Origin of the sequence: Pseudoalteromonas sp. (genome assembly GCF_018402495.1) — a bacterium.
Classification (GTDB): Bacteria; Pseudomonadota; Gammaproteobacteria; order Enterobacterales; family Alteromonadaceae; genus Pseudoalteromonas.
In genome coordinates this window covers 671,132-684,045 of the sequence record NZ_JAGYIU010000002.1, presented here as the reverse complement: position 1 = coordinate 684,045, position 12,914 = coordinate 671,132, and the positions used below count along the sequence as shown (strand labels likewise).

At 40.5% G+C, this 12,914-nt stretch carries 10 protein-coding genes; 5 read left to right on the top strand and 5 right to left on the bottom strand.

The features are described from left to right. Positions 1-183: 183 nt before the first annotated feature. Complete coding sequence (locus KG708_RS08670; RefSeq protein WP_213608992.1) at positions 184-2,064, top strand: MFS transporter; 1,881 nt, start codon at positions 184-186, stop codon at positions 2,062-2,064. Positions 2,065-2,119: 55 nt separating this feature from the next. On the opposite strand, the gene katG is transcribed toward KG708_RS08670, so the two are convergent. After that, complete coding sequence (gene katG, locus KG708_RS08665; protein WP_213608991.1) at positions 2,120-4,387, bottom strand: catalase/peroxidase HPI; 2,268 nt, start codon at positions 4,385-4,387, stop codon at positions 2,120-2,122. A gap of 326 nt (positions 4,388-4,713) precedes the next feature. Beyond that, on the bottom strand, positions 4,714-6,054 hold the full coding sequence (locus tag KG708_RS08660) for an L-cystine transporter (RefSeq protein ID WP_213608990.1): 1,341 nt from the start codon (positions 6,052-6,054) through the stop codon (positions 4,714-4,716). Positions 6,055-6,346: 292 nt separating this feature from the next. On the opposite strand from KG708_RS08660, the gene KG708_RS08655 reads away from it, so the two are divergent. Then, positions 6,347-6,874, top strand: coding sequence for a hypothetical protein (locus tag KG708_RS08655; RefSeq protein ID WP_213608989.1), 528 nt, complete (start codon positions 6,347-6,349; stop codon positions 6,872-6,874). A gap of 330 nt (positions 6,875-7,204) precedes the next feature. On the opposite strand, the gene KG708_RS08650 is transcribed toward KG708_RS08655, so the two are convergent. After that, positions 7,205-9,094, bottom strand: coding sequence for a propionyl-CoA synthetase (locus KG708_RS08650; RefSeq protein ID WP_213608988.1), 1,890 nt, complete (start codon positions 9,092-9,094; stop codon positions 7,205-7,207). A 195-nt stretch (positions 9,095-9,289) separates the two neighbouring features. Between KG708_RS08650 and KG708_RS08645 the strand changes: the two genes are divergently transcribed. Next, positions 9,290-9,700 (top strand): NUDIX hydrolase, encoded by a 411-nt coding sequence (locus KG708_RS08645; RefSeq protein ID WP_213608987.1) that lies wholly within the window; start codon positions 9,290-9,292, stop codon positions 9,698-9,700. Here the strand turns inward: KG708_RS08645 and KG708_RS08640 are convergent. Beyond that, positions 9,697-10,458 (bottom strand): transporter substrate-binding domain-containing protein, encoded by a 762-nt coding sequence (locus tag KG708_RS08640; RefSeq protein WP_213608986.1) that lies wholly within the window; start codon positions 10,456-10,458, stop codon positions 9,697-9,699. The genes KG708_RS08645 and KG708_RS08640 overlap by 4 nt on opposite strands. A gap of 93 nt (positions 10,459-10,551) precedes the next feature. Continuing rightward, positions 10,552-11,550: an AraC family transcriptional regulator gene (locus tag KG708_RS08635; RefSeq protein WP_213608985.1), complete on the bottom strand. Its 999-nt coding sequence runs from the start codon at positions 11,548-11,550 to the stop codon at positions 10,552-10,554. A gap of 96 nt (positions 11,551-11,646) precedes the next feature. Here KG708_RS08635 and KG708_RS08630 point away from each other — a divergent pair, with 96 nt between their 5' ends. Next, a complete protein-coding gene (locus KG708_RS08630; protein ID WP_213608984.1) occupies positions 11,647-12,096 on the top strand; it encodes an SRPBCC family protein in 450 nt (149 codons plus the stop codon). Beyond that, the gene (locus tag KG708_RS08625; RefSeq protein WP_213608983.1) at positions 12,086-12,910 is read left to right on the top strand and encodes a sterol desaturase family protein; all 825 of its coding nucleotides are present in this window, start codon (positions 12,086-12,088) and stop codon (positions 12,908-12,910) included. Before KG708_RS08630 ends, KG708_RS08625 begins: the two co-directional genes overlap by 11 nt. The last annotated feature ends 4 nt before the right edge of the window (positions 12,911-12,914 follow it).

Genomic DNA, 12,914 nt, shown 5'->3' with positions numbered 1-12,914 from the left:
TAGGTTTAGAACATAGATGTTTTATTTACAACCCATAAACAACTATACGCAAGACTTGGCTGATTTGTTTAATTATTGTTCGTTTTATTTGGGGTTATGCGTGCACAAGTAATTAAAAAGTGGGTTCGTATTTGTTTTACACAGTGGTAATCTAAACACTGGAGCTAATTTTAAGAGGCCGTAATGAAGGAAAACAAACAACAATATCAAGGAGCTTTACTGAGCAGCAAGCGGTTTTTGCCTCTGTTTGTGACACAGTTTTTCTCCGCTTTAAATGACAATGTTTACAAGCAATCAATCCTGCTTATTTTAATTTTTCAGGCCGCGACGTTAGCCGATGGTGCCTTTTATTCTAATGTGGCTGCGGGATTATTTATTTTGCCGTTTTTTTTATTTTCAGGGATGGCTGGGCAAACAGCAGAAAAAATGGAGAAATCAGCGCTGATCAGAATTGTTAAGTTTTGCGAAATTCCAATTATGCTGGTAGGCGTGGTATCGATTTTAACTGAACAGATTTGGCTTATGCTCGCCACGGTTTTTTTAATGGGTTTACAAAGTACTTTTTTTGGACCATTAAAATACTCTATATTACCCCAGCATGTAGCTCCAAATGAGTTAACTAAAGCCAACGGGTTAGTCGAATCTGCCACTTTTGTGGCTATTTTGTTAGGTACCGTATTTGGTACTTATTATATAACCCAGTCTTCAGGTCCTATTTATATCAGTATTGCAATAGTGAGCCTTGCGGTTATTGGTTATTTGAGTAGTCGTTTTATACCAAAAAGTGAAGCCAATGATGCTAATTTAAAGGTATCACTTAACCCTATTTCTTCGACCAAAAGTGTATTTAATGCACTTAACGCACAAACCGAGTCGGTGGGTAAATCGGTATTGGGGATCAGTTGGTTTTGGCTTATTGGTGCGGTGATATTAACCACACTTCCTAATTACGTAAAGCATGTAATGGGAGGCGATGAGCTAGTGGTTACCTCTGCTTTAGTGGTGTTCTCGTTGAGTATTGCATTGGGGTCTTTGCTTTGTGAAAAATTATCGCGCTCACGTATTGAGCTGGGCATTGTGCCTTTTGGTGCATTGTTAATTACCTTATTTTTATATTTATTAAGCCAAGAGCCAAACATCGAGTTTTACCGCCAAACTAACGAACCGCAACTGACTCTAGAGCAAGTGATTAATACCGGCGATATGCTCTGGCACTTTATTTGGATGGCCGGTATTGGCATAGCGGCGGGGTTTTATACTGTGCCACTGTATGCGTTAATTCAGCAGCGTACTCATCCAGATAGCCGTTCACGGGTAATTGCAGCTAATAATGTATTAAACGCTTTATTTATGGTGGGTAGCGCCATTTTAAGTATTGTTACTTTAACGCTGTTACATTGGCAAATTTCACAATTATTATTGTTATTGGCAGGCCTTAATTTATTGATATCGCTTTATATATACACCAAAGTACCGGAATTTTTCTTACGGTTTATTATTTATATTTTAGCGATTTGTATGTACCGAGTGCGCACTAAAGGTGAGCTTAATATACCCGATGATGGAGCGGCTGTGGTGGTAAGTAACCATGTTAGCTTTGTTGATTGGATGTTTATTTTAGCCGCCTCGCCTAGGCCAATTCGATTTGTCGTGTTTGCTCCTATTTATTATTCACCTGCACTCAATTGGTTATTTAAAATGGCTAAAGCCATTCCAATTGACAGTCAAAAAGCAAACCCTAAGGCGTTTAATAAAGCCTTTGACGACATTGCTCAGGCACTAGAGCGTGGAGAGTTGGTGGGAATTTTTCCTGAGGGCAAGCTCAGTGGTGATGGCGAGGTTGATGTATTTCGCCGTGGTATTGAAAAAATAATTCAGCGCACCCCAGTACCTGTTATTCCTGTTCATCTAGATGGATTATGGGGCAGTATGTTTAGCCGAAAAACAAAGTGGCGATTACCTAGACCCAAATGGTCATTGGTTAGTGTGAGCATTGGTGAGAAGGTTGCTGCGCAGGAAGTTAATGCTGATGATTTGCGCGAACGCGTGGTTGCTCTAAAGTAGAATAAAAAAGCGCTGCAATTAGTTGCAGCGCTATGGTTGTATTATTGACTGGTTATTAACGGTCTAGGTTCATTACTTTAGTCCATGCTGCAACAAAGTCTTCTACAAACTTTTGCTTAGAGGTATCAAAGGCATATACTTCGGCAACGGCACGCAGTTCTGAATTTGAACCAAAGATAAGGTCAACAGAAGTGGCGCTGTATTTTTGCTCGCCCGATTGACGATCAAAACCATGGTAAATGCCCGCATCTGACGATTTTTTCCATACCGTCGACATATCTAACAAATTAACAAAGAAATCGTTATTTAGTGTACCTGGCTTATCGGTAAATACGCCGTAGTCAGTGCCTTTATAGTTCGCATTAAGTGAACGCAAGCCGCCTACTAACACGGTCATTTCTGGTACGGTTAGGTCAAGCTGATCGGCTTTATCTATTAGCATTTCAGTTGGCGATTTATAACTTTGTTCAGCATCAAAGTAGTTTCTAAAGCCATCGGCATGCAGCTCTAATAAGCTAAATGCATTTACGTCTGTTTGTGCTTGCGTAGCATCGCCACGGCCGGCATTAAACGGAACGTTTATTGTGTAACCTGCATCTTTTGCTGCTTTTTCAATTGCGGCGTTACCACCTAATACAATCAAATCAGCCAGTGATACGTGACTTTTACTAAAGAAACTACCATTAAAGTTAGCTTGTATCGCTTTTAATTCTTTAATCACTTTTGCGGTTTCGGTTGGGTTATTTACTGCCCAATCCTTTTGTGGAGCAAGCGCAATGCGTGCACCATTAGCACCGCCTCGCATATCAGAATCACGATAACTAGCAGCCGAGGCCCAGGCAACACGTACTAACTCAGGTACACTTAGGTTAGAGTCTAAAATAGCGGCTTTAAGCTCTTTCACAGCATCAGCGTCAATGTTTGATTTAGTCTCTGCTGAAATAGGATCTTGCCAAATTAACTCTTCTTTAGGCACTTCTTTACCTAAAAAGTTACGAGCAGGCCCCATATCTCTGTGAGTTAATTTATACCAAGCTTTAGCAAAGGCAAGCTGATATTCTTTAGGGTCATTTAAAAAGCGTTCAGCAATTTTACGATACTCTGGATCAAACTTTAATGCTAAATCGGCGGTGGTCATTACTGGTGGATTAAACTTACCCTTAACGTGAGCATCAGGGACAGCACTATGTAATGATTCATCCGTTGGGATCCACTGAATAGCACCTGCAGGGCTGCGTGTTTGCTTCCACTCAAAGTTAAGTAGATTGCTTAAATACAGTGATGACCAGCGAGTAGGTGCTTGTGTCCATGCGCCCTCTAAACCGCTTGATACGGTATCTTCAGAATGGCCTTTACCACATTTGTTTTTCCACCCTAAACCTTGCTCTTCAATGCCTGCTGCTGCGGGCTCTGCACCCACACAATCTTTAGGTTTATGGGCACCATGCATTTTACCAAAGGTGTGGCCACCAGCAATAAGTGCCAGTGTTTCTTCGTCGTTCATGGCCATGCGCTCGAATGCAACACGAATATTTTTAGCTGAACCGATTGGATCAGGCACCCCTTTAGGGCCCTCAGGATTTACGTAAATTAAACCCATGTGAGTTGCACCTAATGGGCGTTCTAATTTACCACTGGCATCTTCACGGTCGCTGGCAAGCATTTCGACTTCAGGCCCCCAGTAAACCATGTCTGGTTCCCAGTCATCAGGTCGGCCACCGGCAAACCCATAAGTTTCAAATCCCATGTTTTCTAGGGCGACATTACCCGCTAATACGATTAAGTCTGACCATGAAAGTGCTTCACCGTATTTTTGTTTAATTGGCCAAAGTAAACGGCGTGCTTTATCTAGGCTTACGTTGTCTGGCCAGCTATTAAGCGGTTCAAAACGTTGTTGGCCACCCCCTGCGCCACCACGCCCATCAAGCGTACGGTAGGTCCCTGCGCTGTGCCAAGTCATACGAATAAAAAATGGGCCATAGTTACCAAAATCTGCTGGCCACCAGTCTTGAGACTGCGTAAGTAGGGCGTCTATATCACTTTTTACAGCGTCTAAATCTAGGCTATTGAATGCCTCGGCATAATTAAAGTCGCCGCCATAAGGGTTTGAGCGTTCATCATGATCACGAAGAGGGGCTAGATCAAGTTGATTTGGCCACCAAAACTGGTTTGTTCTCGTTGCACCCATTTTAGCCTCACCCATGCCAACTGCGCCTTGAGGCTTAGACATTTGTGGCTTTTCTTGAGCAAAAGCAGCGCCAGACATAAGCGCCATACTTATAAATCCAACAAGTGCTTTTTTAGTAAATGATCGGTTTTTCATTGTCAGCTTCCTTAAAGTTAACGAATTTCGTTATATAAAGCGTATTACTATTATTAAAAATAGAATCTAATAATTTAAAAATTAGTGGGCTAGTACTTCATTCAAGCTATTGCTAACTTAGCTCGAATAACTAAGTGGTGGAGATAGTATAGTAAAGGGGCTAAAAACCGTGTGAGAAATAAAGCGATTGATGTAATCGATAAAAGCGATTTTTAGAAGTTTATTAATTAAATAAACAAATCAAAAAAATATACAGAGAAGGCTTTGCAAAGCGCCACGCATAAAAAAGCCCAGCAATTGCTGGGCTATTAAATAAGAGATGAGTGCTATTGAGTTTTCATTAACCTACTGGTGATCACACCTGAGGTCATAGAACCTGATACGTTGAGCGCAGTACGCGCCATATCAATTAATGGCTCAATAGAAATAAGTAAAGCCACCACTTCTATAGGTAATCCCATGGTTGGTAATACAACTAATGCGGCAAATGTCGCACCACCGCCAACGCCTGCAATACCAAACGAGCTAATAACCACAATACCAATTAACGGTAAAATAAACTCAAATGTAAGTGGGTCTATTCCCACACTTGGCGCGACCATCATTGCGAGCATTGCAGGATAAATACCGGCACAGCCATTTTGACCAATAGTGGCACCAAAAGAAGCCGATAAGTTAGCAATTGCTGGTGGTACTTTTAACTGATTAATTTGCACATCGACATTCATCGGAATGGAGGCTGCTGAACTGCGCGAGCTAAATGCAAAGGTCAGTACTGGCCAGATTTTTTCAAAATAATGCTTTGGATTAACCCCTACAAAGCTAAGTAATAAGCCATGCACAACAAACATTAACAAAATAGCCACGTAAGAGGCGACAATAAAGGCGAGTAAATTTAAAATGTCGTTACTGCTAGAATTTGCCACTACGCTTGCCATGAGCCCTGCAACACCGTAGGGTGTTAGGGCGATAATCATGCGTACTAGGCTCATTACTGTAGCTTGTAAGGCATTGACGCCATTGCGAATAGGGCCTGCCAGCTCCGTTTTTTCAAGCATCACTTTGCGTGCAGCTATACCAACAAGTACACCAAATATAACAATGGCAATAATTGAAGTTGAACGTTGATTGCTTAAATCAGCAAAAGGATTTTCAGGAATAAAGCTAAGCAGCATTTGTGGCACACTTAAATCAGCTACATTGCCGGCTTTGCTTTGCAGGACGTCCATTCGGGCGGCTTCGCGAGTGCCTGAAACCAGTCCTTCAATACTTAAATCAAACCCGTAAGTGACAGCAATGCCTACCAAAGCCGAAATAGCGGTGGTAAAAAGCAACACGCTGATGCTTATGAAAGATATTTTTCCTAGTGAGCCTTGGTTTTCGAGTTTGACTACGGCGGCAATCATAAATACCAATACCAGTGGCATGATGATCATTTTTAATAAACCGACATAGCCTTTACCTACTATGCTTACCCAGCTGAGTATTTCTTTAATCGTCTCTGGAGAGTGGGCAAACAAAAATTGTAGGGCTAGACCAAAGGCGCTACCAAGCACTAAGCCAAATAAAACGGTACGAGATAAAGAGCTGTTTTTTTGCGAAAAAAGATAAATCGCGAATAGCAAACCGACAAATAATGCCAACATTAATAATACAGCAAGCGACATGGTACCCTCTTTTATAGCTGTGAATTAGCGCGGCACTTTAACGCTTTGTAAGACGTTAACAAAATACACTTTCGCTATGGGTTAGAATTAAAATGAATATAGTAATAATATTAGAATATAACGAATAAGCAACCTGTTGAAAAATTTAGCTTACATTATTGTATTTTCTTTAATTTATGGGGTTTACTACATAAAAGTAAGATCGTAACTGCTGTTAAAATCGTAAATTTAATACGAGGCATTAAGTTAATTTGTTCACTTTAGCTTTTTATTTAAAAAAGGAAGTAAAGGTATGTTAAAGGCAATAATGGCACTGGTGATAGTTGTAGTGGTAAGTGGTTGCTCAACTCAGTATCCCAATCAAGCACTACTTGGTAAACAGTTTCCTACGGTGACAGGAGAAAGCTTAGAGCAAACGTCATTTACTATTCCTGATGATTTTAACAACCCCAATACGTTGCTATTAATTGGTTATAAGCAAGATAGTCAGTTCGATATTGATCGTTGGCTTATCGGTTTAGATATGAGCGCAGTTGATGTGACGGCTTATGAGTTGCCAACTATTCAAGGTATGGTTCCTCGTATGTTCAGTACCTTAATCGATAGCGGTATGCGTAAAGGGATCCCAAAAGAGTTGTGGGGCGGGGTGATCACAATTTATAAAGATGGCGATAAGGTTCAGGCATTTACTGGTAACGAAAACCCGAATAACAGCCGCGTAATACTGCTTGATGAAAATGGCAAAATTATTTACTTTTATGATCGTGGTTTTTCTGTTTCAGCATTAAACAATCTAAAAGCAGTCATTGAAAAACAATAGGTTGTCCTAAAAAGTTGCCTTTGGGCGCTTCGGCTAAACCTTAGCGTGCCATGTTATAAAAGCATTATTCGCTTACGTTGCTTCTGTCTTTTTATTTAGTTCTATAAAGCGCTAAATAAGTATTTGTTTATGTAAAAATAGCAAAAACTAAAGCCTATTTAACCTGATGAACTCTGGTTAATAAATTTATTTCGCGCAGCTATTTTTAACGCTAGTTGCGCTGAATTTACTTGCAATAGGCCTGCTATTGACGCGAAAACTCGCCTTGTTTTCACTGTAAAACTCTTAACCTTAGGTTAGATTTTTATAAATAGGCTTTATTTCATATTTTTACACTTTGCTTTGTACGAGTTGCTGGGTAAGCTCTTCAAAAATACTCGGGTCGTCAATGGTTGATGGAATTTGTAGTTCTTCACCATCAATAAGTTGACGTAAGTTTTTGCGTAAAATTTTACCTGAGCGTGTTTTTGGTAAGCGCTGTACACACATAATATTTTTAAGACACGCAATAGCACCAATTTGATTACGCACGGTTTGCACCAATTGCTGCTCTACTTCTTTATACGAGCCCTGAAAATCATTTTTTAACACCACCATGGCCATGGGGTTTTGACCCTTGAGCGCATCATTAACACCAAATACGGCACATTCAGCAACCGCGGGATGAGCGGCGACAATTTCTTCCATTTCACCGGTTGATAAACGATGCCCCGCGACATTAATTACATCATCGGTGCGGCCCATAATAAATAGGTAGCCATCATCATCAATATAACCGCCGTCGCCAGAAAGATAATAGCCTTCATATTCACTTAAATAACCGGCTTTAAAGCGTTCGGTATTTTGCCAAATAGTGGGTAAACATCCTGGTGGTAAAGGCAGTTTAATAACGACCGCACCTTGTTCATTGGGGGCGCATTGGTCACCATTCATATCTAAAATACGTACGTCAAACCCAGGAGTCGCAACCGTTGAACTGCCTGCTTTTGTAGGTAGGTGTTCAATGCCGACAGGATTACAGGCTATCGCCCAACCGGTTTCTGTTTGCCACCAATGATCAAGCACAGGTAGGCCTGTTTTTTCTTTGAGCCAATCGTAGGTGGGGGGATCTAAACGCTCGCCTGCTAAAAACAAGCGTTTTAGGCTTGAAGTATCGTATTGTTTAAACCCATCGGCATTGGGGTCTTCTTTTTTTATCGCTCTAAAGGCCGTTGGCGCGCTAAATAAAGCCGTTACTTTGTACTGTTCAACCACTCGCCAAAATGCGCTGGCATCTGGGGTTCTAATGGGTTTACCTTCAAATAAAATAGTGGCGCAGCGGTACATAAGCGGGGCATACACTATGTACGAATGGCCTACAACCCAACCAATATCCGAAGCGGCCCAAAACACGTCACCCGGTTTCATGCCGTATACGGTTTCCATGCTGTAATGCATGGCCACGGCATGGCCGCCATTTTCACGAACAACCCCTTTGGGAGTACCCGTTGTGCCTGACGTGTATAAAATATAAAGCGGGTGATCGCCACTTACCGGAACGGGATCAACGCCAGTAGCTGTTTGCATTGCAACAGCCCAGTCAATATCACGCTCAGGCATAAGTGGTGCAGTTACTTGCTCACGCTGATAAATAATACAATGTTCTACTTTATACGAGGCTGATGCGAGGGCGTTATCAAGTAACTCTTTGTATTCAATTACGGTATTCACTTCTACACCGCAAGAGGCACTGAGTACTAACTTAGGCTTGGCGTCATCAATTCTTACGGCAAGCTCATGTGCTGCAAACCCGCCAAAAACGACCGAATGAATAGCGCCGATGCGGGCGCAGGCTAACATACCAATTACGGCCTCGGGGATCATGGGCATGTAAATAACCACGCGGTCGCCTTTTGTTACGCCTAAAGACTGCATTACTCCTGCGAATTTAGCGACTTCTTGTTGCAGTTCAACGTAGCTGTAGGTGCGCGCGGTATTGGTTACGGGTGAGTCATATATTAACGCTGTTTCATCGCCATGGCCGGCAATAACATGCTGATCAAGAGCTAAAAAACAGCTGTTAAGTTGGCCGTCGGCATACCAGTGATATAAACCGTTTTCATCTTGTGTGTAAGCTGTTTCTGGAGCCTGGTACCAATGGAGGCGTTTACTTTGCGATAACCAAAACGCTGCCGGGTTTTGTTTAAACTCGTTGTAGTGTTGTTTGTATTCACCTGACATAAAGGCTCCTGAACAAAATTAAATATAACTTTATTTAAAATTAAGCGCTTTTTATTAATAGCGATATTCGACCATAGTCGGTCAAATAATAAGCTCTGGTTCTGATGTTTGTTCAACGTAATGATTGTATGGAACTAAAAAGTTCCAACTAATGTAAAATGTATCAGTAATTAATGAGAGTAAATGGATGTAAGAATGAATCAAATGGTCAGAGTAGGCGTTGCAGTGATAGTAATGCATGATAATAAAATTTTACTTGGTGAACGGATAGGCGCACATGGTGCAAATACTTGGGCAACACCCGGTGGACATTTAGAATTTGGTGAAACGCTAGAGCAATGTGCAGTGCGTGAAGTAGCAGAAGAGACAGGGCTTAATGTTACTAATATTCGTAAACTCGATTTTACCAACGATATTTTTAGCGTCGAGAACAAGCACTATATTACCTTATACGTGCAGGCAACGTATAAAGGTGGCGAGCCTGTAAATAAAGAACCTAACAAATGTTTACAGTGGCGTTGGTGCGATATTAATGACTTGCCCTCACCTTTGTTTACCTCATTAAAAAATTATTTAGCACAGAATACCTTGTCCGCTGAGTATTAAAGGTTTTTTGGCATAGGGAGTTGCCATTTATGTAAAATTTGCTGATATTCACCACTTTCCTTGATGGCATTTAACCTATCGCTAATAATTTTTGCTGTGTGTGAGTCAAGCTGATTACTGGCTGCAAAGTGAAGAGAAGAAGGTAGTTCATCTAAGTGGATGCGTTTAGTAATTAAGCTTGGGTCGAGCCCTGTGCGCTTTAACTCGTTTTCAAGTGTGAGGGTGTTAGTTACCACAAAATCGATACGATTTTTATACAGCATTTTCCATAGCTGCTGGTAGTAACTCACTAAGACTAGATTCTCACTTTCAGTAAAGCCTTGGGCTTCTAAATAAGCCTGAGCAGAATAACCGCGAATAGTGGCTACTTTGTATTCTTTGGCAAAGTTTAAGTGAATCACTTCATCGTTATGACTGCGTAAACTTACTAGGTATGCATCTGCAAAATACACTTTCCCCAGCCACTTATATAGATGATGTCTGTTTGGTGTTTTGAGCAGCGATAGCATAATAGCATTCGGGTTGGCTTGTTGCTGCTGAAACATACGCGCCATCGGCATTATTTCAAACTTTGCTGTTAAAGCTGTGCCTTTTAATACTGCTTTAGCGATATCTACTAAGGCGCCCTGCGCGTCACCTTGAGGGTTTTTAAAATGATAAGGGGGCAAATCTTCAGCGATGAAGGTAACCGGGTTTGCGTGACAGACCGCACTATAAAAAACCAATACAAAAACAGTTAACACCATACGCAAACGCATAAATAATTGTCTTTAAAGCAACACATGAGGCTAGTGTAAATAAAATTAATAAAAAGGTACACGGTAAATGTATATTTTAAGTAATCAAGGTGTTTAATTATTGTTTTTTATAAATTGGCGAGGTGAGCAATGATACCAGCGCTTAAAAGCACGGTTAAAGGAACTTTGATCATTAAACCCCAACATAGTTGCAATACTGCTTAGCGAATAATGAGGAATATATGTTAACAAACGGCGTTTTTGCTCTTGCTCAAGAAGAGCTGCAAAATTGGTGTTTTCTTGCTTTAGATGACGTTGCACTGTGCGCGGGGTCATATTTAAAGCACTAGCCGTTCTGATCAGTGAACAGTCCTGCAAATCGTATTTAGCCATTAAAATATGATTAATTTTTTCTGTTAATAATTGCTGACTTTTAAACTGGGATAGCTGTTGCTCTGACATTTGCTTAAGCACAGCGTTAATCTGGGAGTTATCGGTTTTAAAAGGCAGGGTTAAGTAACTACTTGGAAACTCTACTTGATTAAAGTTAGCGCCAGCTTTTATTGGGCAATTAAACCATTGCGCTAATTGTTGTAACTCACTGTCCGAAAAACGTGCTGTAAAATAAACGCAACTAGGCGAAAGCTGAGGATTAAGCAGTTGGCGTATAACACTTACCCACGCGGTCATATTTCGTAATACGGCCTGTGGGCTGCACTGTGGGTCTGCTAACCAGGTTACCTTGCAAAGTGTTTGTTGCTGTGCAAACTCAGCACGCCCTATGTTAGCCACTAGGCTGTCGTAACTCAGTAGTGCAGTAATGGCACTGGCTAAATTTGTACTGGATTCAATTAAATACCCAAGTACACCAAAATCAGCGGTACGTATTTGTTTTCCTAACTCAAAGCCAAATAAGGAGTCGTTTAGCGTTTGCTGTGCATAACTAAGCAGCGCATTATAGCTTTTTAAGCTAATACGTGGCGCTAATTGTTGTGTTTGCTTATTTGTATATTCAGCAAATTCAATGGCAGTTAGTATCTCTTGGCTATCTAACCCTTTGCTTTGCAGATAATCCAAACAGCTAGAAAAGTAATGATCGGCTAAGGTTTTCATTTGTCGCCTAAAGCTAAAAAATAGTCATCTAATCGCAAGTTTGCCATGCAATATTTTTATATGCTAGAGATCTATAAAAATAATAGGGGGCACACAATGATTGAGATAAACGTTAAACATAGTGTGGCAGCAACACCTGAACAATTATGCACCTTATTATTAGCGCATGCTGATTTGGGGCGCTTTTTTAATGCGCAGTTTGAAGTGTTAACACCGCAAGACTCGGGTGAAATAAGTGGTGGAAAAGGCACTATTAGACAAATAAAAATGCAAGGTACAACATTTAAAGAGCAAATAATAACGGCCGATAACAGCCATATAAGTTATCGTATTTTAGGCGATAAACCCGTTGCACAGCACCGTGGTGATATTTACTTAAAAGCCAATAATGCTCAGCAATCACTCACCGACATAAGCTATCATATTAGTTGCATTGCGCCTTTATGGCTACCCGATTTTATACTGGCTTTTTTTATAAAAAAAGATGTTAGCCAAGCACTTAAAAAAATAGCCCGTTATTTTCAGGAGAAACGCCATGAGCATTGAAATTATTTTATTGGCGCTGAGCCCTGTTTTTTTGCTGTTTGTTGGTATTGAATTTATAAAATTTAGACGTTACTACGACATAAAAGATAGTTTAGCCAACGCTGTGCTGGCCTTATTACATCAAGGCGCTGATGCCATTGCATTAATATTATTAATGCCGTTTTTTTATTGGCTGTATCAGTTTCGACTATTTGAAATTGAATTGACGCTATTTACTGTATTAGGTGCTTTTGTACTGCAAGATTTTTTATACTATTGGTTTCATCGTGCATCACACCATATTCATTGGTTATGGGCCGCTCATGTAGTGCATCATAGCTCTACTAAAATGAACTTTACCACGGCATTTAGGCAAAGTTTAACGTATCCGCTGGCGGGTATGTGGGTGTTTTGGATGCCAATGATATTAATAGGCTTTGAGCCTGTGATTGTTTTTGCTGTGGTGGCGATAAATTTAGCGTATCAATTTTTTGTGCACACGCAAGTGGTAAAAAAGCTAGGTTGGTTTGAAAACGTATTTAATACCCCTTCGCATCATCGGGTGCATCACGCTATAAATAATGGCTATTTAGATAAAAACTTTGCAGGTGTTTTAATTGTTTGGGATAAATTATTTGGCACTTACGTCGAAGAAGATGAAAATAAACCGTGTAAATACGGCATTATTGGTCAGCTAAACAGTAATAACCCAATCAAAATTACCTTTCATCAATGGCAGTATTTATTTAAAACTACTTACCAAGCTATAGGGTTAAAAGCTAAATTAAAAGTATTATTTGGTTACCCTACTAGCTCTCAAAGTAGTAATAAGTAAGCCT

What these genes read in the sequence shown, in the direction of transcription:
- KG708_RS08655 (WP_213608989.1), top strand. Translation starts at nt 6,347, where the DNA reads ATGTTAAAGGCAATAATGGCACTGGTGATAGTTGTAGTGGTAAGTGGT.
- KG708_RS08630 (WP_213608984.1), top strand. Translation starts at nt 11,647, where the DNA reads ATGATTGAGATAAACGTTAAACATAGTGTGGCAGCAACACCTGAACAA.
- KG708_RS08640 (WP_213608986.1), bottom strand. Translation starts at nt 10,458, where the DNA reads ATGCGTTTGCGTATGGTGTTAACTGTTTTTGTATTGGTTTTTTATAGT.
- KG708_RS08625 (WP_213608983.1), top strand. Translation starts at nt 12,086, where the DNA reads ATGAGCATTGAAATTATTTTATTGGCGCTGAGCCCTGTTTTTTTGCTG.
- KG708_RS08645 (WP_213608987.1), top strand. Translation starts at nt 9,290, where the DNA reads ATGAATCAAATGGTCAGAGTAGGCGTTGCAGTGATAGTAATGCATGAT.
- KG708_RS08660 (WP_213608990.1), bottom strand. Translation starts at nt 6,054, where the DNA reads ATGTCGCTTGCTGTATTATTAATGTTGGCATTATTTGTCGGTTTGCTA.
- KG708_RS08670 (WP_213608992.1), top strand. Translation starts at nt 184, where the DNA reads ATGAAGGAAAACAAACAACAATATCAAGGAGCTTTACTGAGCAGCAAG.
- KG708_RS08635 (WP_213608985.1), bottom strand. Translation starts at nt 11,550, where the DNA reads ATGAAAACCTTAGCCGATCATTACTTTTCTAGCTGTTTGGATTATCTG.
- katG (WP_213608991.1), bottom strand. Translation starts at nt 4,387, where the DNA reads ATGAAAAACCGATCATTTACTAAAAAAGCACTTGTTGGATTTATAAGT.
- KG708_RS08650 (WP_213608988.1), bottom strand. Translation starts at nt 9,094, where the DNA reads ATGTCAGGTGAATACAAACAACACTACAACGAGTTTAAACAAAACCCG.